The sequence below is a fragment of the Amycolatopsis sp. NPDC058278 genome, from assembly GCF_042881395.1.
In the GTDB taxonomy this organism is placed as follows: Bacteria; Actinomycetota; Actinomycetes; order Mycobacteriales; family Pseudonocardiaceae; genus Amycolatopsis.
On record NZ_JBHVXZ010000007.1, the window covers coordinates 120,429 to 140,417 of the forward strand.

Sequence of the window (19,989 nt, forward strand, 5' to 3'; positions counted from 1 at the left end):
ATGCTGTGCGTCCTCGACGTCAACGAGACCTTGCTGGACCTCGCCGCCATCGACCCCGTCATCGGCGGACCCGAGCTGCGCCGCGAGTGGTTCGGCCTGGCGATCCACACCGTTCTGACCGTGACGGCGACCGGCGGCTACCGCGACTTCGCGGGCATCGCCGGCGACGCCGCGGTCGAGGTCGCCGCCCGGCACGGGCGGGACGCCGACCTCACGAAGATCGGCGAGGGGCTACGCAGCCTCCCCGCCCATCCGGACGTCGAACCCGGCCTGGTGAAACTGCGCGAACAGGGTCACACCATCGTCGCCCTCACGAATTCGCCGCTCGCCACCGCCGAGGCGCAGCTGCTGAACGCCGGGCTGGCCCCGCTGCTCGACCGGATCTTCTCGGCCGAGCAGGTGGGCAGGCTCAAGCCCGCGCCGGAGCCCTACCGGCAGGTCGCGGCCGCCTATCCCGGGGAGCGGGCGGTCATGATCGCCGCACACGACTGGGACATCGCGGGCGCCCAGGCCGCGGGGCTCGAGACGGCGTTGCTCACCCGTCCCGGCGTCCACCCGCTGCCCGGCTCGCCCGCGCCCACCTACACCGCGTCGACCCTGCCGGAGCTGGCCGGACTCCTCTAGTCCGCGATCCGGACCAGCATCTTGCCGGTGTTGGCGCCCGACAGCAGGCCGAGGAACGCCTCCGGCGCGTTGCGGATGCCGTCGACGAAGGTCTCCGAGTACTTGATCTCGCCGGAGTTCACCAGCGGCGCCACCTCGGTGACGAACTGCTGCTGCAGGTGCCAGTGGTCGATCACCAGCAGGCCGCGGATGGTGAGCCGCTTGGCGATCACCTGCGCGAGGTTGCGCGGCGCCGGGGTCGGCTCGGTGGCGTTGTACGTGGAGATCATCCCGCAGACGGCGATCCGGCCGTGCACGGTGATCGCGTCGATCGCGGCTTCGAGGTGCTCGCCGCCGACGTTGTCGAAGTAGACGTCGATCCCCTCCGGCGCCGCCTGGTGCAGCTGCTCGGCGACCGGCCCGTCCTTGTAGTTGAACGCGGCGTCGAAGCCGAGGTCGTCGATCAGGTGGCGGACCTTCTCCGCCGAACCCGCCGAGCCGATGACGCGCTTGGCGCCCTTGAGCTTCGCGAGCTGCCCGACCAGCGAGCCGACCGCGCCGGCCGCGCCCGAGACGAACACCGTGTCGCCCGGCTTGAACTCGGCCGACTCCAGCAGGCCCGCGTACGCGGTCAGGCCCGGCATGCCGAGCACGCCGAGGTACGTCGACAGCGGCGCCGCGGCCCCGTCGACCTTGACGTACCGGCCCGCGTCCAGCACGGCGTGGGTGCGCCAGCCGGCCTGGTGCAGCACGTGGTCACCCGGCTTGACGTCGTCCACGTGGGACTCGACGACCTCGCCGACCGCGCCCCCGGACATGACCTCGCCGACCTGGAACGGCGGCGCGTAGGACTTGACGTCCTTCATGCGGCCGCGCATCGCGGGGTCGACGCTCATGATCAGGTTGCGGACCAGGATCTGGCCGTCACCCGCCGCCGGCACCTCGGTCTCGACGATCTCGAAGTTGTCGTGCGTCGGAACGCCTTCCGGACGGGAAGCCAGCCGGATTTCGGTCGCCGTGCTCATCGTCGAATCTCCTCAAGTCTCGAAGCGGGGCTGACGCCCCGGATTCCACCCGATGTAACCAGCTAACCGGGGCGCAGATTCCGATTGTGACGAGCTACACGATCTCCGCCAGCTTCTCCAGCACGCCGTCGTAGATCTTCTTGAGCCCGCCCGGCGCGAAGGTCTTCTCGAAGAAGCCGCCGATGCCGCCGGCGCCGTCCCAGGTGGTCTCGATCTTCACGACGCTGCGTTCACCCGCTTCGGTGACCGTCCAGGTGGTGACCATGCTGGAATTCGCGTCGGTCTCGACCAGCGTCCCCGGCCGCGGCTCGGTCACCGTCGCGTTGACGTCGCGCACGCGCTTGGAGGTCGCCTGCAGCTTCCAGCTCGCCTTGGTCCCGGCGCCGACCCCGCCTGCAGTGACCTGGTAGTCGCGGTAGTGCTCGGTGAGCAGCTTCGGCCGCGTCTCGGCGTAGTCGGCGACGAGCGCGCGGACCTTGTCGGCCGGGGCGTCGATGGTGCGCTCCGCGGTGGCCGTGACCTTTCCCATTTGACTCCTTCTCCCGGCGTACAGATCAGGGTCCACGATTTCACCGCGCGCCGCACCCGCGGCGGGCGCCCTGGCACGTCCCAGATAGTGAGCGGCGGAAGTCCGCTCTGGACACCTGTTTCCGCAGGTCAGAGATCTGCGCGAAGCGACGGAAGTGGCGTAACACGGTGTTAACGTCCGCTGGCCATTCTCGCCGCCATGCCCACGACACCCCGGCGGACGAGGTCCGACAGCGCCAGGCAGGTCGCCGACCTGCTGCGCCGTCAGGTGCTGGCCGACGAGACGCTGCCGTGCGAGGAGGACCTCACGGTGGAGTTCTCGGCGACCCGGAACACCGTGCGGGAGGCGCTGGCACTGCTGCGCGACGACGGCCTGATCGCGCGCCAGCCCGGCGTCGGCACGGTCGTCGTCGGGCACAAGTACCCGCACGGCCTCAACCGGCTGGCCGGGCTCGCCGAGGTGCTGCGGGAACACGGCGAAGTCACCAACGACGTCCGGACCGCGGACCTGGTGCCCGCGCCCGCCGTGGTGGCGCACCGGCTCGGCGTGCCCGAGCGCTCGGAGGTCGTCTACCTGGAGCGGCTCAGAAAGCTCGACGGCGTCCCGCTGTCACTCGACCTCACCTACCTGCTGCCGGAGATCGGGAAACCGCTGCTGGAGCACGACCTCGCCGGCCGCGACGTCTTCGCGCTCATCGAAGAGACGTCCGGGCAGCGGCTGGGCTACGCCGACATCGACGTCGAAGCCCTCAACGCCGACCCCGAAACCGCCGCTGTGCTGGGGGTGCCGCCGGGCGCGGCGCTCCTGCGGTGGGAGCGCCTCACGCACTTCGCCGACGGACGGCCCGTCGACCTCGAATACATCCGGCTGCGCGGAGACCGCCTCACCATGCGCGCCCGCCTCGACCGTTCCTGAAGGAGACCGCCATGCCCCTCGTACCGAGCCGGATCGACGTCCCGGTGACGATCGACGAGTCGAAGTGCCTCGACGGCTGCCGCCTGTGCGTCGACATGTGCCCGCTCGACTCGCTGGCCATCGACCCGGACACCGACAAGGCGTACATGCACGTCGACGAGTGCTGGTACTGCGGGCCGTGCGCGGCGCGCTGCCCGACCGGTGCGGTCACCATCAACATGCCCTACCTGCTGCGGTGAAGGCCGCCCGGCTCCTGCTCGCCGCCGCGCTGCTGGCCGCGGGCTGCACCGCGAACGCGTCGTCGTCGAAGGACGTCGACGTCGTGATCGGCTACCAGTCGAAGACGATCAACACCGTCACCGCGGGCACGCTGCTCCGCTCGCTCGGGTACTTCGAGCAGCGCCTCGCCGACCTCGGCAAGCGGGACGGGAAGCGCTATCACGTCACCTGGCAGGACTACTCGACCGGCGCGCCGATCACCGCGCAGATGGTCGCGGGCAAGATCGACATCGGCTCGATGGGCGACTACCCGTTGCTCATCAACGGTTCCCGGACGCAGGAGTTCGGCGACGGCCGCACCAAGCTGATCGCCGCCACCGGCTACAACCTGCTCGGCGCGCTGAACATGGTCGTCGTGCCGCCGGACTCGCCGGCCCGCACCCTGGCCGACCTGCGCGGCAAGAAGATCTCCACCAGCATCGGCTCGGCCGGGCACGGCACCACCGTGCACGCCCTGCAGAACATCGGCATCGGCACCGGCGAGGTCCACCTCCAGAACCAGGCGCCCGCGGTCGGCGCGTCCGGGCTGCTGTCCGGGTCGGTCGACGCGCTCGGGCAGTTCGTCGCGTGGCCGGGCCAGCTGGTGTTCGCGAACCAGGCCCGGCTGCTCTACGACGGCTCGGCGCTGAAGCTGCCGACGTGGCACGGCGTGGTCGTGCGGGAGTCCTATGCGGACAGTCACCACGACGTCGTCACGGAGTTCCTGCGCGCCCAGCGCGATGCGACGGACTACCTGCACACGCACCCGATGGACGCGGCGCTGAAGGTCGCGACCGCCACGAAACTCCCGGCCGAGGTCGTCTACCTCTACAACGGCGCCGGCGGCATGGTCACCTTCGACCTGCCGCTGAAGCGCCCGCTGCTCGGCGCGCTGGAAACCGACGCGCCGTTCCTGCGCTCGATCGGCAACATCAAGCGGCTCGACCTCGGCGCGTTCGTCGACGACCGGTACCTGCGGGAGATCTACGGTCCGGCTTACGACAGTGCAGCATCCATTTTGGACAACCCGGCGCCGGTGACCGGCTTCGACACGACGTGCTCGCGGCCCGTCACCGATCCGCGCACCGCCGGTGAGCTGTGGCTGACCGGGGAGACCGCGACGCACCCCGCGGCCACGCCATCGTGCCTGCTCAAGGCGGTGGCGCACGCCGGAAAGCCGGTCCGCGCGGCCTACGTCCCGGACGCGGCCACGGGCACCCGCTGGTTCGCGGACAAGGCCGTCTGGGTGCGCGAGGCGGGCGGCGCGCTGCTGCCCTTCACCACCGAAGACGGCGCCCGCGCCCACCTCGCCGGGCACCCCGGCTCGATCGTCAGCTACGCGCAAGCCGTGGAGGAGTCCCGATGACCCAGACCCTCGAACACGAACCCACCGCCGTCGCCGCTCCACCCGCGCCACCGAGACGGCGGTTCAGCCGGCTCGCCGTCCGCGTGGGCAGCATCGTCGCCGCGCTGGTGGTGTGGGAGCTGCTGACCGCGTTCGACGTCGACGTGTGGCTGCACTTCGACCGCCTGCCCACGCCGGTCGAGGTCGCCCGCGACCTCGGCTACCAGCTCGGCACCGCCGTCTACTACCAGGACCTGCTCGATTCCCTGCGCCGCATCGTCACCGGGTTCGCGCTGGCCGCGGTGTTCGGGATCGGCCTCGGCACGGCGATCGCGCGCTCCCGCGGCACGTCCGACGTCGTCCAGCCGCTGCTGGAGGTCCTGCGGCCGATCCCCGCCATCGCGATGGTGCCCATCGCGATCCTGCTGTTCCCCAGCAACGAGCAGGGCATCGTCTTCATCACCTTCGTCGCCGCGTTCTTCCCGGTGGTCGTCTCGACGCGGCACGCGGTGCGCGCGCTGCCGGTGGTCTGGGAGGACGCGATCCGCACGATGGGCGGCTCGCGGCGGCGCGTGCTGTGGAACGTCGTCCTGCCGGGCGCGCTGCCCGGCGTGTTCGGCGGGTTGTCCGTCGGCATGGGCGTTTCGTGGATCTGCGTGATCTCGGCGGAGATGATCTCCGGCGAGTTCGGCGTCGGCTACCGGACCTGGCAGGCCTACACCGTCGTCGACTACCCCGGCGTGATCGTCGGGATGCTCACCATCGGCCTGCTCGGCTGGGTCACCTCGGCCGCCGTCGAACTGCTCGGCCGCCGCGCCACCCGCTGGCTGCCCCGAGGGGAGAACTCATGAGCTTGCGCATCGAGAACCTGACCGTCCACTACGGACAACGCGCGGTGCTGTCCGGCATCGACCTGGACATCGCCGACGCCGAGATCCTGGCCGTCACCGGGCCTTCGGGGTGCGGCAAGTCGACGCTGCTGCGCACCCTTTCCGGCCTGCTCCCGGCGTCGTCGGGCCGGATCCTGTCCGCCGGCGTGCCGGTGACCGGCACGTCGGCCGAGCGCGCCCTGGTGTTCCAGGACGACGGGCTGCTGCCGTGGCGTTCGGTGCGCCGCAACGTCGAGCTGCCACTGTCGATCCGGCGCGTCCCGCGGGGCCGGCGGCGGACCGAAGCGGAGTCCTGGCTGTCCCAGGTCGGCCTGGCCGGGTACGAGGACCACCTGCCGCGGGAGCTCTCCGGCGGCATGCGGCAACGCGTCCAGCTCGCCCGCACCCTCGCCGGGTCGCCGCGGGTGATCCTGGCCGACGAGCCGTTCGGGGCGCTGGACGCCCAGACCCGCACGGCCATGCAGCGGCTGCTCGTGGAGGTCTGGCGCAAGCGGCCGACGACCGTGGTGTTCGTGACCCACGACGTCGACGAGGCGCTGTTCCTGGCCGACCGCGTCGCGGTGCTGACCCGCGACGGGCGGCTCGCGAAGGTCGTCGAATCGTCGCGGCCGCGGAAGGCCGAGCCCGCGGTGGCGGCCGAGCGCGCCCAGGTCCTGGACGGGCTGGTGGCGGCATGACGTTCGAGGCACCCCCGCTGACCTCGCGGACGCACTTCGAGACCGACGTCCTCGTCATCGGCGGCGGGACGGCCGGGACGATGGCCGCGCTGACCGCCGCCGAGCACGGCGCGAACGTGCTGCTGCTGGAGAAAGCGCACGTCCGGCACTCGGGTGCGCTGGCCATGGGCATGGACGGCGTCAACAACGCGGTCATCCCGGGCAAGGCCACGCCCGAGGACTACGTCGCCGAGATCACCCGCGCCAACGACGGCGTCGTCAACCAGTCCACTGTGTACCAGACCGCGCGGCGCGGCTTCGCCATGGTGCAGCGGCTGGAGAAGTACGGCGTCAAGTTCGAAAAGGACGAGTACGGCGAGTACGCCGTCCGCCGCGTGCACCGGTCCGGCAGTTACGTGCTGCCGATGCCGGAGGGCAAGGACATCAAGAAGGTGCTCTACCGCGTGCTGCGGCAGAAGCACATGCGCGAGCGCATCACCATCGAGAACCGCGTGATGCCGGTGCGGGTGCTGACGTCCGGCGGGAGGGCGGTCGGCGCCGCCGGGTTCAACACGCGGACCGGCGAGTTCGTCACGGTTTCGGCGTCCGCGGTCATCCTGGCGACCGGCCCTTGTGGCCGGTTGGGCCTGCCGTCGAGCGGCTACCTGTACGGGACGTACGAGAACCCGACCAACGCCGGTGACGGGTACGCGATGGCCTATCACGCGGGCGCCGAGCTGTCCGGGATCGAGTGCTTCCAGATCAACCCGCTGATCAAGGACTACAACGGCCCGGCCTGCGCTTATGTCGCCAATCCGTTCGGCGGCTACCAGGTCAACGCGGCCGGGGATCGCTTTGTCGACTGCGACTACTGGTCCGGGCAGATGATGGCCGAGGTGGCGCGCGAGATCTCGTCGGCACGCGGGCCGATCTACCTCAAGCTGACGCACCTGCCGGAGGAGACGCTCGGCGCGCTGGAGAACATCCTGCACACGACCGAACGGCCGACGCGCGGGACGTTCCACGCCACCCGTGGCCACGACTACCGCACGCACGACGTCGAGATGCACATCTCGGAGATCGGCCTGTGCGGAGGCCATTCGGCGTCCGGCGTCTGGGTGGACGAAAACGGCGCGACGACGGTTCCGGGCCTGTACGCGGCGGGCGACCTCGCCTGCGTGCCGCACAACTACATGATCGGCGCGTTCGTCTACGGCGATCTCGCGGGCGCGCACGCCAGCACGCACCTCGCTTCGCGGGTTCCCTTGCCGGAGGACCAGATCGGTCTCGCGCACGAGCTGATCTACCGGCCGTTGTCCACTCCGGACGGTCCGCCGCAGCAGCAGGTGGAGTACAAGCTGCGGCGGTTCGTCAACGACTACGTGGCCCCGCCCAAGACGACGGCGAAGCTGGAGATCGCCCTCGAGACGTTCGCGCGGATGACCGGCGAGATCGCGGGCATGGGCGCGCGGACGCCGCACGAGCTGATGCGCTGCGCCGAGGTGACGTTCATCCGCGACTGCGCCGAAATGGCGGCGCGGGCGTCGCTGGTGCGGACCGAGAGCCGGTGGGGCCTCTACCACGACCGCACCGATCACCCGGGCCGCGACGACGTCTCGTGGCTCGCGCACCTGAACCTGCGCAAGACGGCGTCCGGGGAGATGGAGTTCCTGAAGCGGCCGGTGGCGCCCTACGTCGTGCCGGTGCCGGAGTTCTCGGTGCCGGACTTCGACGTCGAGGTCCTCGGTACCCACACGGCCTTCAGCGGGCACACGCCGCCGGACGTGGCCACCGTCTCTTCGGCGCGGACGCATTCGTCGCCGCGGGTCCTCGAAGTCGTCGCCATGGCGGAGGAACAGCCGTCGCTCTCCTCGTTGTCGCCGTACCTGTCCGATCCGGATGCGGAGGTGCGGACGACGGCGATCGCGGTGCTCACCGAGTCGGCGCCGGACGGCTTCGGGCCGGCGCTGGTCACGGCGTTGCACGACATCGACGCGCGGGTGCGGGCCGCGGCGGCGGCCGGGCTGCGGGAGCTGGTGGAGGTGCTGACGCCGTCGTCGTCCCTGGCCGGCGGGCTGCGGTCGGCGCTGACGGTGTCCGACGCCGACGTGCGGTCCGTGGCGCTGGACGTCCTGCGGGCGCTGCGGCTCGGCGACGCGCCGTTGTTCGCCGCGTCGCTGGCCGACCCGGCGGTCGTGGTCCGGCTGGAGGCGGTCCGCGGCCTGGTGTCGCTGGACGCGGCTTCGACGCTGGCGGAGGCGGCCTCGGACGCGTCACGCGAGGTGCGGGTCGCGGTGGCGGCCGGGCTGGGGACGATCGGCGACCCGCGGGCCACCGGGACGGTGTCCGCGCTGGCCGTCGACCCGGACCTGCTCGTGCGCGCGGCCGCGCTGACCGCCGCCGCCGACCTCGGCTGCGGCGGCGACCTGCCGGACCTCGCGGTGGCCGCGGCCGCCGACCCGGCGTGGCAGGTGCGCCGCGGCGCGGCGACGGCTTTGGGAGCGCTGGCCGCGCCGTCGGAACCACTGCTCGGAGCCTTGGAAGACGAGCACCCCAACGTCCGGCGGGCGGCCGTCCAGGCGCTGGGCAAGTGGGCGGACTCGGCCGAGGTCGCCGCGCGGCTGCGGGCGCGGCGCGGCGACTCGGACGCCGACGTCCGCGCGTACACGCGGATGGCCCTCGGCGGTTAGGCTGCTCTCCAGCCGACTGATACGAGGGTCATATGAGTGCGGGAGCACACCGCCGGTCGACGGTGGCGGTGAAGGACGCGCTGCGTGAGCTGCGCAACCAGCTTTCGCTGCTGAACCACCAGGTCAGCGCCCAGCTGGCGCTCAAGGACGTCGACCTCGACTGCCTGGAGCTGATCGCCCGGCACGGCCCGCTCGGCCCGAGCGCGCTGGCCCGCCGGGCCGGGCTGCACCCGGCGACGATGACCGGCATCCTCGACCGGCTCCAGAAGGGCGGCTGGATCGTCCGCGAACGCGACCCCGAGGCGGCCGACCGGCGCTCGGTCACCGTCCGCGCGGTCCGCGGCCGCAACGGGGAGCTGTTCCGGCTGTACGCGGGGATGAACACCGCGATGGACGAGCTCTGCGCCGGCTACAGCGAGGACGAGCTGGCGCTGATCGCCGGGTTCCTGCGCCGCGCGACGTCGGCGGGCCAGGACGCGACCGGGTCGCTGACCGGCGGCTGAGCAGCGGTTTCTGTGCTGTACTCGGGGGCATGTGGCAGTCAGGCGACGCGTACGAGGCCTACATCGGACGGTGGAGCCGCCGGATCGCGGAGACGTTCGTCCGGCAGCTCGGCGCCCCGGCGGGCCGGCGCTGGCTCGACGTCGGCTGCGGCACCGGCGCACTGACTTCGGCGGTGCTGACGGCGGCCGACCCCGCCGAAGTCGTCGGTGCCGACCCGTCCGAGGGATTCCTGAAGACGGCTCGCGCCCGCGTGACCGACCCACGGGCGACGTTCACCCTCGCCGACGCCCGCTCGCTGCCGTTCCCGGACGCCCGGTTCGACGTGGTCGTGTCGGGCCTGGTCTTGAACTTCGTCCCCGACCCGGACCGCGCCGCGGCGGAGATCGCGCGCGTAACCGCGCCGGGTGGCCTGGCCGCCACCTACCTGTGGGACCTCGCCGAGGGCATGGAGCTGATCCGCCGCTTCTGGGACGCGGCCGGCGAGCTCGACCCGGAGACGGTCGCCGAGCTGGACGAGGGCCGCCGGTTCCCGCTGTGCCGCCCGGAGCCGCTGGGCCGGTTGTGGACGGACGCGGGCTTCACGGCGGTGTCCGTCGGCGAGATCAGGATCCCGACGGTGTTCGCGGACTTCGACGACTACTGGCAGCCGTTCCTCGGCGCGCAGGGCCCGGCGCCGACGTACCTGGCCACGTTGCCGCAGGCGCACCGCGACCGGATCCGCGAGCTGCTGCGCAGCCGCCTGCCGGCGAATCCGGACGGCTCGATCCCGCTGACGGCCCGGGCGTGGGTCGTCAGCGGGACCGCGTAGCTCAGAGCCCGGCCTGGCCCAGCCAGTCCTTCGCGACGTCTTCGGCTCGTTCGCCGTCGGAGTCGACGCGCTTGTTCAGGTCCCGCATGACGTCGGTCGTCAGCTTCGCGCTGACGGCGTTCACGGCGTTGGCGAAGTCGGCGCCACGCTCGTCGAGCACCTTCTTGGTCACCGCGGGCACGACGTTCTCGGTCGGCACGATGTTGAGGTCGTCCTTGAGCACGGTGTACTTCGAGTCACCGGTCAGCGGGCTGACCGAGTCGACCGGGATGACCGTGACGGCCCCGGACTTGAGCTGCTCGACGCGCGGCCCGGCCTCCTGGATCGTCTGGAAGGTGATGTTGGTCAGCTTGTAGACGTCCGTGAAGCCCTTGAAGCACGGAAGGCGCTTCTCGCACTCCGGGGGGCCGGCCATGACGACCTTGTCGAGCTTCTTCAGGTCGCTGATCGACGCGATGCCCTTTTCCTTGGCCAGGTCGGACTTGATGATGTAGGTGTTCTTGTCCTCGGCGGCCGCGAAGTTCAGCAGCCCGATGCCGCTGGCCTCGAACAGCTTCGCCAGCTGCTCGTGCTCCTCCTGCGCGGTCTTGCCGGCCTCCTTGCCGAAGCCGGTGGTGATCGCCGCACCCTGGTACTCCGGGATGAACTGCAGCTCACCGGACTTCAGCGACGGGTAGATCAGCTCCCGCGACCCGAGGTTCAGCTTGCGCGTCACCGGGTAGCCCTTGGCCTCCAGCGCCTGCGCGTAGATCTCGGCGAGGATCTGGCTGTCGGTGAAGTTGAAGGACGCGACGACGATCGGCGCCCCGCCCTTGCCCTGCGCGGCGGGCTTGTCACCACTGTCGCCGCCGCCACAGGCGGCCAAACCGAGCGTCGCCGCGAGGGCCACCGCCACCACGGACGCGTTACGGAACCAGCGCACGAATCCCCACTCCTTCGTCACTCCAACAGACGAAAGGACCCTAGTCCCGACCTCCGACAAGAATCCACATCGTGGGAGATAGCCCCCCAAATTCCCACTCCGCGGAATATTTGGGCCCGATCGGGGTAGGGTCGCCCGGTGCACGTGAACACGGTGACGCCGCTGGCCGCCGACAGCGGGCCCCCGATCTTCCAGTGGAAGTGGGTGGACCGCAACGCCGACGCCATCGTCCAGCGCCTCGTCGAGCACATCTCGCTGACCGGCGCCGCGCTCGGCATCGGCCTGGTGGTTTCGATCGGGCTCGCCGTGGTCTCCCTGCGTTACCGCTGGTCGTACCCGGTGATCCTCGGCACGGCGGGCGCGTTGTACGTGATCCCGAGCCTGGGCGCGTTCGCGGTTCTGGTGCCGTTCTTCGGGCTGACGTTCGTCTCCGCGATGATCCCGCTCGCGACGTACACGCTGCTCATCCTGATCCGCAACATCGTCACCGGCGTCGACCAGGTGCCGAACGAGGTCCGCGAGGCCGCGGTCGGGATGGGGTACACGCGCGGCAGGCTGCTCTGGCAGATCGAGCTGCCCCTCGCCCTGCCGGTGGTGATCGCCGGCCTGCGTGTCGCGGCGGTGACGACGATCGGCCTGGTGACGGTCACCTCGATGCTCGGCCTCGGCGGTCTGGGCTACTTCATCCGCGCGGGCATCCAGACGGCGACCCCCAACCCGACGATGATCATCGTCGGCGTGGGCCTCTCGGTCGTCCTGGCGGTGGTGGTCGACCTGGTCCTCTGGCTCAGCGAGCGCGTGCTGGCGCCCTGGTCGCGGAAGGTGCGGACGCGATGAGCTTCCTCGACCAGCTGAACGCGTGGCTCGCGGACCCGAACCGCTGGAGCTGGACCGACAAGGCCGGCGTCCCGTACCGCACCCTGGAGCACCTCAGGTTTTCCCTCCTCGCCCTGGCGATCGCGGCGGCGCTGACCATTCCGGCGGCGCTGTGGCTCGCCCACTACCGCCGCGGCGCGTTCCTCGCAAGCAGCGCGGTGAACATCGGGCGCGCGATCCCGAGTTTCGGGCTGATCATCCTGTTCTGGTTCCTGGCGAGCCGCTGGGAGCTGGACACGACGTTCTGGCCGTTGCTGCTGGCCCTGGTCGCGCTGGCGATGCCCCCGCTCTTCACGAACACGTACGCGGGTGTCGTGACGTTGGAGCAGGAGACGATCGACGCGGCCCGCGGAACGGGCTACCGCGAGGGGCAGATCATGCTGCGCCTCGAGCTGCCGTTGGCGTCCCCGGTGATCCTGGCGGGCGCCCGGGTGGCGTTCCTCCAGCTGATCGCCACGGTGGCCATCGGAGCGATCGTCAACGACGGCGGCGGCCTGGGCCGTTACATAGTCGACGGCTTCGCGGTCGGAGCCCAGGGTTACGGAGCGATCTTCGCGGGCGGCCTGGCAGCGGTGCTGCTGGCGCTCCTGTGCGACGGCGCGTTCGCGTTGATCACCCGCGCGGCCACACCGCGCGGCCTCGCGCTGCAGAACGCCCGCCGCGACTAGACCGGCGGCCCACCGGCCGACGCCCGGGAAGGCCGCCACCCCATCCGGCGGCGATCCCGGGCGCCTGTCGATCATCCCCAGTGCGCGAGGCTGCGGTTACCGTCGTGGCCCATCCCAGACGCAGCCCGTTTCCGTGTGTGTCAGGGCTTCTCGAAGTGTTGGTAGTCGATCGGGGTGTCCCAGGAGCCGCCCCAGGTCCAGCCGCGGGTGGTGAAGGCCTGTTCGGTGACGTCACCGGCGTGGATCATGCCGGGCACGTTCTGGGTGCGGTCGACGTAAGGCGCACCGTTGGGCGGGTAGACCGCGCCGCTGCCGGAGATGTAGGGGTTCTGCACGGTGTTGATGTCGATCGCACGGCCGTAGGAGTGGTTCGACCACGCGGTGCCACCGGTGATCGCCCGGCAGTTGAACGCCGAAGTGTTGTTCGCCGCCATGGACGCGTCGTCGTCGGAGTTGTACTTCTCCACGGTCTCCATCCGCTCGATGGGGAACCGCCCGAAGTACAGGTCGGCGAAGGTGCGGGCGACCTCGAAGGCCCGGTCGGCGTTGACGATCAGTTCGCCCCGGTGCACGGCACCGTCGAAGCCGAGGTGGCTCAGGGTGATCAGCCGCAGCTGGTCAGGCCCGACCGGGCACCCCTCGTGCCAGCTGTTCCCCAGCCGCTCGGCGGTGACGGGCCTGATGACGGCAATGTAGGGCGCGAGCCCACTCCCGGCCGGAGCAGCGACTTCCACGGTCTGGGCCGTGGCAGCCGGCGCCGGCGCGGCCAGGGCCAGGACCGCGGCGAACGTGAACGTGATGATGGCCAGAACTCTGGTTCTCAGATTCATGATCACCACACGCCTTGCCCCGCGGTTCGGCTGCGCCGGAGTCGGATACGCCACAACGACTCAACCTCCAGCGCTGCCACGGACTTCGCGCGCGCGAACCGCGTCTGCGATCACGACCGCTGGGCTCGCAAAGCAGCAGCACCAGGGGGGTTCGGGCGCCCCCTAGAACCCGCCGACCAGGATCAGCACGCCGAGTGCGATCAGCACGGCCGGCAGCACCACGTGGCCCCACCGGGCGAGTAGCCGGGCGACGCCCGGGCGGGTCGCCAGGGACCGGCCCGCGGCGCACCACACCGCCACGCCCGCCAGGAACACCACCACGTAGCCCACCAGGCCCGCGGGCCCCGTCGCGGCGAACGCCGGGACGTACACCCCGACGTTGTCGCCGCCGTTGGCGAAGCACACCGTCGCGATTCCGAGCACGCCGGCCGCCGGTGGTGGCTCGTCGTCGTCCCGACGCCACGCTTGCCACGCCGCGCGTATTCCCAGCAGCACCGGCAGCACGCCCAGCCAGCGGACCGCGCCGTCCGGCAGCAGGCCGGCACCGAGTGCTCCCGCGACCGACACCGCCAAGATCGCCGCGAAGCCCGAGAACTGCCCCGCCACGACCTTGAGCTCGCCGCGTCGTCCGGCCGCCTGGCCGAAGAACACCGCCAGCAGCACCAGGTCGTCGACGTTCGTCACCGCGAACATCGCCGCCGCGCGCCCGAGCAGTCCGACGTCCAACACCCACCTCCGCGGTAAAACCGCTTGGCGAGGGCCGGCGCGGTACAACACGATTCTGCCCATGCCCGCCGTCACGCGCCGCGGCTACGCCGGTCCGGCCGACCTGCGGGCCATGCAGAGCCTGGCCCAGCGGATCTGGTCGAAGGCGAGTTCGCTGCACGTCGGGGATCTCGCGTGGCAGCGGTTCCAGCACGCCGGCCGGGACGCCGAGTGGCCGACCGTGCTGTGGGAAGCGGGCGGCGAAGTCGTCGCGTGGGGCTGGATTTCGCTACCCGGTGAACTCGCGCTGCTCGTGGATCCGGCGCGCCCCGAACTCGTGCCCGAGGTGCTCAGCTGGTTCGAGGACACCGCTTCCGCGGGTGAGCTCGCTGTCACCGTGCTCGACGCCGAGAAGCATGTCGTCGCCGCTCTGGAGCGTTGCGGTTACGCGCTTCAGGAGAGTTCCGTTCACCAGTCGTATATGTCTCGCCTCCTCGTTGACTTGCCCGAGCCGGTCGTGCCCGCCGGATTCACGCTCCGGCCGGTCGGCCCGGACGATCTGGCCCGCCGTGTGGCGGTCCACCGCGCGGTCTGGCACCCGTCGAGGGTGACCGAACCGGGCTACCGGACCGTCATGGCCGCCTGGCCGTACCGGACCGCACTGGACTGGGTCGTCGAAGCACCCGACGGCCGGTTCGCCGCCCAGTGCCTGATCTGGCTCGACGAACGCAATGCCGTCGGCGAGCTGGAGCCCGTCGGAACCTTGCCGGAGTTCCGTCGCGAAGGGCTCGCCCGCGCGGTGTGCCTCGCCGCGCTGCACGCGGCCCACCACGCCGGCGCTCGCGAAGCCGTCGTGTACCCGGTGATCAACCATCCGAAATCCGCAGGTGCCCTCCCTCTGTATCGCGATCTGGGCTTCCGCCCGTATGCCCGCACCCTCACCTTCACGCGGACCCGCCGTCGTATCCCTCCTTTCCCGGGGTCCGCGTCCCCGGAGGGCGCACAACGACGAAGGTAGCGCCCCACCCCCGCCGGATGTCCGATTCGGCGGCCTCCGGCAGGCGGTTGTCCACATCGGGGCAAACCTGTGGACAACCCGGTGGATTTCCTCGCCATAGCCCCGAAAGCGTCGGCACCACGCGATAGTGTCGAGACGGGGGGCGCCCCCGCGGGCGGGTCAGGTCAGCGTCGCCAGATCGTCGAAAAAGGCGGCCCGGCAAACCGCGACCAGGCGCTCGACCTCGGGTCCGAGAGAGCGGTCTTCGTCCAGCGGCGGCACCACCGACCGCACCCACCGGTAGCCCACGCGAAGCCCCGGCGCGCCCTCCCCGCCGGCCAGGTACCGGGCCTGGGAAGCCGTGATCAGCTCACACGCGGTGATCGCGAAAAGGTGCGAAGCCGCCGCGCGCAGTTGCTCGCCGGCCGCCGACGCAAACGCTTGCACGTCCTCCTGGCCTGCCGATGTGTCGATCGAACCGAGCGTCGCCGGTGTAGCGAGCCGGCGCAGCGCGTGCAGTTCGCCGGCCGCCCGCTTGTGCAGCGGGACCAACCCCGCCCTCGGTCCCGGATCGGCCGTGAGCTGCGGCGGCAACCCGCTGAACCGCTCGTCCAGCAACCGGTGCGTCCGCTGCACCGAAATCTCGCCGAGGTGCACCAGCGCAGCCGTCACCGCGTCCATCCGCAACCCCAGGTCCACCGCGTGATACCCGGTGCCCGGAACGAAAGAACCGTCGACGAAGGACGGCGAATCACCCGGCATCGTCTCCCAGCGTCGCCGGGTCTCGTGCAAGTCGCCGTTGACGCGGGAAGCGTGCGCCAGTGCCCGCGGCGCGACCCGCACCGAAAGCGGGGCCTGCACCACACCCGGCCGCACCGGGCCGAGGCCCGCCAGTTCGGTCAGCTCGTGCAGCAACGCACGCAGGTGGTCGTCGCCGCCCGCCATGGCCGGCGAAAACACCGCACGCGGCGCGCCGAGCACGTCGATCGCCATCGCCGCGGTGAGCGTCTGCAGGTCGATGAGCTGCTGGGTTTCGGTCCAGCCACGCGCCGCGTGCATCACCGCCAGCGGAGAACCCTGAAGCAGCGAAGCACCTTCTTTCGGCCCAAGGACGTAAGGCGTGGCACCACGCGCAGCGAGCGCCGAGGCGGCCGGCACTTCGACACCGTCCTCCAAAACGGTGCCGATGCCGAGGAACGTCTGACACGCGTGGGAGAGCGCGATGATCTCGCCCGAACTGCCGAGCCCGAAGCGCGGCACCGCGGGCGTGAAGCCGTCGTTCAAGCGGTCCACCAGGAACTGCACCAGCTCGGGGCTCACCCCCGACCACGGCCGCAGGAAGTCGCGCAGGCGAACGACGAGCAGCGCGCGGACGTCTTCGGGCGGCAGCCACGGCGGCCCGCCGACGGCCCGGCCGACCAGCAGGTTGCGCTGGTGCTCGGCCTGCTGCCGCGGATCCAGGACGACACCTGCGAGGCGGCCCATCCCGGTGGTGACCCCGTAGACCGGGTTTCCCGGCTCCGCAAGGGCCGTCAAGACCTCTTCCCGACGTCGCTTCAGCGCTTCTACCAGCGGTTTGTCCAGAATCAACCGTTCACTGTCAGCGAACTCGCTGTCGGAGACGATCATCGGTAGGGCAGCATGGTGCCGACGCCGGAAGCCTCGGCACGGGCGAGGATCATGTTCGCCACCGCAACGTCCGTTGTGGACAGTCCGCGGTGCCAGAACAGGATCCGTTCGGCGTCGTGCTCGCGGCCGGGTTTGCTGCCCGCCACGATGTCGCCGATCTCGGCGTGGACGTTGTCCGCGGTGAGGAGGCCGGCGTTGAGCTGCGGGCGCAGGGCGCCGAACCGCGGGTTGCCGGACCGCGATTCGCGCCAGTCGTCGACGACGACCTTGTCGATGTCGTCGAGCAGCGTGAGCTCGAGCGCGCTGATCGTGCCGTAGGGCACCAGGAAGGTGCCCGGCCGGAGGAACTCGCGGCGCACCAGCGCCTCGGGCTCGACGAGCCGGGAGGCCTCGACCTGGATGTCCGCGCCGTCCAGGGTCTCCTCGGCCGTGGCGCAGACGCGGACGTCCTTGCCGAGCCGCTCGGACAGCCGGCGGCCGAAGTCCTCGCGCGACTCCGGGCGCTTGCTGGTCACGCGGATCTCGGCGAAGTCGAACAAGGAGTCCAGCAGCACGACGTTCCACCAGGCGGTACCACGGGCACCGATGTGCCCGAGCACCCGTGAATCCGGGCGGGCCAGGTACTTCGCGCCGACGGCGGTCATCGCGCCGGTGCGGGCCTCGGTGATCATCGTGCCGTCGACGATCGCCCGCGGCATGCCGGTGTCCGGGTCGAGCAACAGGATCAACGCCATTTCCGAAGGGAGGCCCCGTTCGAAATTCCCCACGAAGTCACCGACGACCTTCACACCGCTGACCTGCTTCGTGGACAGGTGGCCGCGGAGGATGTTGAAGTGGCCCTTGCCGCCGTTGTCCGGCACGAGGTGCGTACGCGGCTCGAAGACGACCTGACCGCGGCCGTGGTCGGCGAGCACGTCCTCGACCGCGGCGACGATGTCGGCGTCCGTGACGCCGAGCGCGTCGATGTCGGCACCGGTCAGGTACCGGAGCCAGACGGACGTCACCGGGCGAGGTCCTCGATGACCTCGGCGCCGGGCAGGGCGGCCAGCGCGGCGCCGGAGATCAGCAGCTTGCTGCCGCGGATCCCGCTGCCGATGACGAGCTCGGGTGCGTCGGCGACGCGGCGGTCGAGCAGGATCGGCCATTCGGCGGGCAGGCCCACCGGCGTGATGCCGCCGTACTCCATCCCGGTCAGCGAGACGGCTTCGTCCATCGGCGCGAACGACGCCTTGCGGACGTCGAGGCGGCGCTTGATCACGCCGTTGACGTCGGCGCGGGTGGTCGCGAGCACGAGCGCGGCCGCGAAGCGGACTTCGCCCGCGCGCTTGCCGGCGACGACGACGCAGTTCGCGGACGCCTCGAGCGGCGAGCCGTAGGCCTCGCAGAAGGCGGCGGTGTCGGCGAGCGTGGGGTCGATCTCCGCGACGCCGACGGCGTCCGGGTCGGCGAGCGCGGCCAGGGCCTTGGCCACGGGCTCGGCGAGCAGGTCAGTACGCGTGGGGGCGGGAACGACGGTGAGGCTCCCGGCGATCGTCCAGGTCACGACCCCATTAAACAGCGCCCGCCGGAGCGGGCGCGGACAGGAAGGGGGCACATCCGGCGCGACAGCGCCGGGACGTGGTTCACCAGCTGGAGCCGCCGCGCTGGACTTCGATCAGCTTCGGGCGGACGTCCACGATGTAGACCAGGGCCGCCGCCATCGCGGGCACGTAGAAGATCATCCCGGGTCCCATCACCGGAAACAGCACCATGGCGAGCGTCGCGCCACCGGTGATCAGCATCCAGATGGGCTTGGTCTTGCGGTCGGCCGCGGAGTACGCGTCGGCGCGCTGGAGCAGCGCGTGCACGAAGGCGAAGAGCCCGACCAGCGCGCTGCCCCAGTGGATGACATTGAGGATCCAGATGGCGACTAGCACAGCGACAGCTTACGGCAAACCACCCGAACGACCCCGGCCCCGCCACCGGGGGTGCGGTGGCGGGGCCGGGAGTTCACGGCGATGTCACTTGTCGGTCTTCGGCGCGGCCGGCTTCTTCGCGGCGGCGCTGGTGGTGGTCGTCGTGGTCGTGCGGCGGGCCGGGGCGGCCGTCTTCGGGGCCGTCTTGTTGGCGGCCTTGCGGGCGACCGAGCGGGTCTCGTGGGCGACGTCGTCACCCAGCTCCTCGACGGCGTCGGCCGCTTCGCCGGCGACCTTCGTCACCTTGCGGGCGGTCTTCTCGCCGGCCGAGCGGGTGCGCTTGGTCACCTTGGCCAGCACGCCGTCGACGCGTTCGCGGACCTCGGTGGTCACGACCTCGGCCTGGCCCTGCGCGGTGGTCAGGGCCTCTTCGAGCTGCTCGATGGCCTTCTTGACCTGCGGCTGCGTGGCGATCTTGTCCCACGCCTGCTCGCCCGACTCGGCCAGCTTGTTGTACAGCTTGAGCGCGGCCTCGGTGTACTCGTCGATGACCTTGCGCAGCTCGGCCGGGTCCAGCTTCTCGCGGAGGCTCTCGACGTCGGTCGGCAGCTCCTGCAGGTTCTTGCGGGCGACCTCGCCGCTCTTGGTCACGTTCTCCTTGGCCTTCGCCACGGCGTCGGTGACGGCGTGGGTGGCCAGGTTGCCGGCGCCGAGCGCGGCGAGCAGCGGGGTGCGGACCTGGTCGAGGGCGGTGGTGACGGCCTTCTTGACGTCTTCGGTCTTGGGGGTGGTCATGCTGACTCCTTGGTGTTCGCGGCTGGTGTGGTGTCTGGTGCGGGAGTGGGCTCGGCGGCCGGCCGTGCCGCGGCGTTCTCCCGGCGGAAGGACTCGTACACGTCGAGCAGGACCTGCTTCTGCCGTTCGGTCAGCTCGGCGTCGGCGCGGATCGCGTCGCCCACCGGGCCGCCCGTCGGCAGGTCGAGGATCCCGGCCTGCACGTACAGCGCTTCCGCCGAAATGCGCAGGCCCTTGGCGATCTGCTGCAGGATCTCCGCGCTGGGCTTGCGCACCCCGCGCTCGATCTGGCTCAGGTACGGGTTGGACACGCCGGCGAGCTTCGACAGCTGGCGCAACGAAATCTTCGCGGTGTTGCGCTGCTGGCGGATGTACTCGCCGATGTCGGAAGCGATGTCCGCGACCTTCTCCATGGGACTGCCGGATCCTGACGTCCCACCGGTCTCTGC

23 protein-coding genes are annotated in these 19,989 nt (G+C 70.9%); 12 read left to right on the top strand and 11 right to left on the bottom strand.

What is annotated here, in order from left to right:
• Positions 1–624 carry an HAD family hydrolase gene (locus ACFVYA_RS05625; protein WP_387042778.1) on the top strand — a complete coding sequence of 208 codons (624 nt, stop codon included), beginning with the start codon at positions 1–3 and terminating at the stop codon, positions 622–624.
• Here the strand turns inward: ACFVYA_RS05625 and ACFVYA_RS05630 are convergent.
• Both ACFVYA_RS05630 and ACFVYA_RS05635 read right to left on the bottom strand, forming a co-directional pair.
• A complete protein-coding gene (locus ACFVYA_RS05630; protein ID WP_285987888.1) occupies positions 621–1,628 on the bottom strand; it encodes an NADP-dependent oxidoreductase in 1,008 nt (335 codons plus the stop codon). The two genes, ACFVYA_RS05625 and ACFVYA_RS05630, sit on opposite strands and share 4 nt — an antisense overlap.
• Before the next feature lie 94 nt (positions 1,629–1,722).
• On the bottom strand, positions 1,723–2,157 hold the full coding sequence (locus ACFVYA_RS05635; protein WP_387042781.1) for an SRPBCC family protein: 435 nt from the start codon (positions 2,155–2,157) through the stop codon (positions 1,723–1,725).
• Between the two features lie 198 nt (positions 2,158–2,355).
• On the opposite strand from ACFVYA_RS05635, the gene ACFVYA_RS05640 reads away from it, so the two are divergent.
• Genes ACFVYA_RS05640 through ACFVYA_RS05675 form a run of 8 tightly spaced genes read left to right on the top strand, consistent with a single transcriptional unit; the run spans position 2,356 to position 10,223 of the window.
• On the top strand, positions 2,356–3,072 hold the full coding sequence (locus tag ACFVYA_RS05640) for a GntR family transcriptional regulator (protein WP_387042784.1): 717 nt from the start codon (positions 2,356–2,358) through the stop codon (positions 3,070–3,072).
• An 11-nt stretch (positions 3,073–3,083) separates the two neighbouring features.
• Positions 3,084–3,311 carry a ferredoxin family protein gene (locus ACFVYA_RS05645; protein WP_103337264.1) on the top strand — a complete coding sequence of 76 codons (228 nt, stop codon included), beginning with the start codon at positions 3,084–3,086 and terminating at the stop codon, positions 3,309–3,311.
• Positions 3,308–4,696 (top strand): ABC transporter substrate-binding protein, encoded by a 1,389-nt coding sequence (locus tag ACFVYA_RS05650; RefSeq protein WP_387042787.1) that lies wholly within the window; start codon positions 3,308–3,310, stop codon positions 4,694–4,696. Before ACFVYA_RS05645 ends, ACFVYA_RS05650 begins: the two co-directional genes overlap by 4 nt.
• Entirely contained in the window at positions 4,693–5,526 is an 834-nt protein-coding gene (locus ACFVYA_RS05655; protein ID WP_387042790.1) for an ABC transporter permease, read from the top strand. The genes ACFVYA_RS05650 and ACFVYA_RS05655 overlap by 4 nt, the downstream gene beginning before the upstream one ends.
• On the top strand, positions 5,523–6,242 hold the full coding sequence (locus tag ACFVYA_RS05660; protein ID WP_387042793.1) for an ABC transporter ATP-binding protein: 720 nt from the start codon (positions 5,523–5,525) through the stop codon (positions 6,240–6,242). The genes ACFVYA_RS05655 and ACFVYA_RS05660 overlap by 4 nt, the downstream gene beginning before the upstream one ends.
• Complete coding sequence (locus ACFVYA_RS05665) at positions 6,239–8,911, top strand: fumarate reductase/succinate dehydrogenase flavoprotein subunit (RefSeq protein WP_387042796.1); 2,673 nt, start codon at positions 6,239–6,241, stop codon at positions 8,909–8,911. The genes ACFVYA_RS05660 and ACFVYA_RS05665 overlap by 4 nt, the downstream gene beginning before the upstream one ends.
• Before the next feature lie 32 nt (positions 8,912–8,943).
• The gene (locus ACFVYA_RS05670) at positions 8,944–9,414 is read left to right on the top strand and encodes a MarR family transcriptional regulator (RefSeq protein ID WP_285987881.1); all 471 of its coding nucleotides are present in this window, start codon (positions 8,944–8,946) and stop codon (positions 9,412–9,414) included.
• 29 nt (positions 9,415–9,443) lie between these two features.
• A complete protein-coding gene (locus tag ACFVYA_RS05675; protein ID WP_387042799.1) occupies positions 9,444–10,223 on the top strand; it encodes a class I SAM-dependent methyltransferase in 780 nt (259 codons plus the stop codon).
• Position 10,224: 1 nt separating this feature from the next.
• Here the strand turns inward: ACFVYA_RS05675 and ACFVYA_RS05680 are convergent, their stop codons facing one another.
• Positions 10,225–11,145: an ABC transporter substrate-binding protein gene (locus ACFVYA_RS05680; RefSeq protein WP_387042802.1), complete on the bottom strand. Its 921-nt coding sequence runs from the start codon at positions 11,143–11,145 to the stop codon at positions 10,225–10,227.
• 138 nt (positions 11,146–11,283) lie between these two features.
• Here ACFVYA_RS05680 and ACFVYA_RS05685 point away from each other — a divergent pair, with 138 nt between their 5' ends.
• Positions 11,284–11,982 carry an ABC transporter permease gene (locus tag ACFVYA_RS05685; RefSeq protein WP_387042805.1) on the top strand — a complete coding sequence of 233 codons (699 nt, stop codon included), beginning with the start codon at positions 11,284–11,286 and terminating at the stop codon, positions 11,980–11,982.
• Complete coding sequence (locus ACFVYA_RS05690) at positions 11,979–12,689, top strand: ABC transporter permease (RefSeq protein WP_285987877.1); 711 nt, start codon at positions 11,979–11,981, stop codon at positions 12,687–12,689. Before ACFVYA_RS05685 ends, ACFVYA_RS05690 begins: the two co-directional genes overlap by 4 nt.
• A gap of 140 nt (positions 12,690–12,829) precedes the next feature.
• Here the strand turns inward: ACFVYA_RS05690 and ACFVYA_RS05695 are convergent, their stop codons facing one another.
• Both ACFVYA_RS05695 and ACFVYA_RS05700 read right to left on the bottom strand, forming a co-directional pair.
• A complete protein-coding gene (locus ACFVYA_RS05695) occupies positions 12,830–13,519 on the bottom strand; it encodes a M15 family metallopeptidase (protein ID WP_387042809.1) in 690 nt (229 codons plus the stop codon).
• A 162-nt stretch (positions 13,520–13,681) separates the two neighbouring features.
• Complete coding sequence (locus ACFVYA_RS05700) at positions 13,682–14,245, bottom strand: cadmium resistance transporter (RefSeq protein WP_387042812.1); 564 nt, start codon at positions 14,243–14,245, stop codon at positions 13,682–13,684.
• 61 nt (positions 14,246–14,306) lie between these two features.
• Here ACFVYA_RS05700 and ACFVYA_RS05705 point away from each other — a divergent pair, with 61 nt between their 5' ends.
• Complete coding sequence (locus ACFVYA_RS05705) at positions 14,307–15,242, top strand: GNAT family N-acetyltransferase (protein WP_387042815.1); 936 nt, start codon at positions 14,307–14,309, stop codon at positions 15,240–15,242.
• A gap of 159 nt (positions 15,243–15,401) precedes the next feature.
• Here ACFVYA_RS05705 and ACFVYA_RS05710 read toward each other — a convergent pair whose 3' ends face one another.
• The 6 genes from ACFVYA_RS05710 to ACFVYA_RS05735 all read right to left on the bottom strand — a co-directional run bounded on the left by ACFVYA_RS05710 (position 15,402) and on the right by ACFVYA_RS05735 (position 19,953).
• Positions 15,402–16,850, bottom strand: a complete 1,449-nt coding sequence (locus tag ACFVYA_RS05710; protein WP_387042817.1) for an aromatic amino acid lyase — start codon at positions 16,848–16,850, stop codon at positions 15,402–15,404.
• Positions 16,847–17,854 (bottom strand): ornithine cyclodeaminase family protein, encoded by a 1,008-nt coding sequence (locus tag ACFVYA_RS05715; protein WP_387042820.1) that lies wholly within the window; start codon positions 17,852–17,854, stop codon positions 16,847–16,849. The genes ACFVYA_RS05710 and ACFVYA_RS05715 overlap by 4 nt, the downstream gene beginning before the upstream one ends.
• Positions 17,851–18,393, bottom strand: a complete 543-nt coding sequence (locus ACFVYA_RS05720; RefSeq protein ID WP_285987872.1) for a YbaK/EbsC family protein — start codon at positions 18,391–18,393, stop codon at positions 17,851–17,853. Before ACFVYA_RS05720 ends, ACFVYA_RS05715 begins: the two co-directional genes overlap by 4 nt.
• Positions 18,394–18,472: 79 nt before the next feature.
• Entirely contained in the window at positions 18,473–18,766 is a 294-nt protein-coding gene (locus tag ACFVYA_RS05725; protein ID WP_013222364.1) for a DUF2516 family protein, read from the bottom strand.
• A gap of 84 nt (positions 18,767–18,850) precedes the next feature.
• Positions 18,851–19,540 (bottom strand): hypothetical protein, encoded by a 690-nt coding sequence (locus tag ACFVYA_RS05730; RefSeq protein WP_285987871.1) that lies wholly within the window; start codon positions 19,538–19,540, stop codon positions 18,851–18,853.
• Positions 19,537–19,953, bottom strand: a complete 417-nt coding sequence (locus tag ACFVYA_RS05735; RefSeq protein ID WP_285994058.1) for a helix-turn-helix domain-containing protein — start codon at positions 19,951–19,953, stop codon at positions 19,537–19,539. Before ACFVYA_RS05735 ends, ACFVYA_RS05730 begins: the two co-directional genes overlap by 4 nt.
• Positions 19,954–19,989 lie beyond the last annotated feature (36 nt).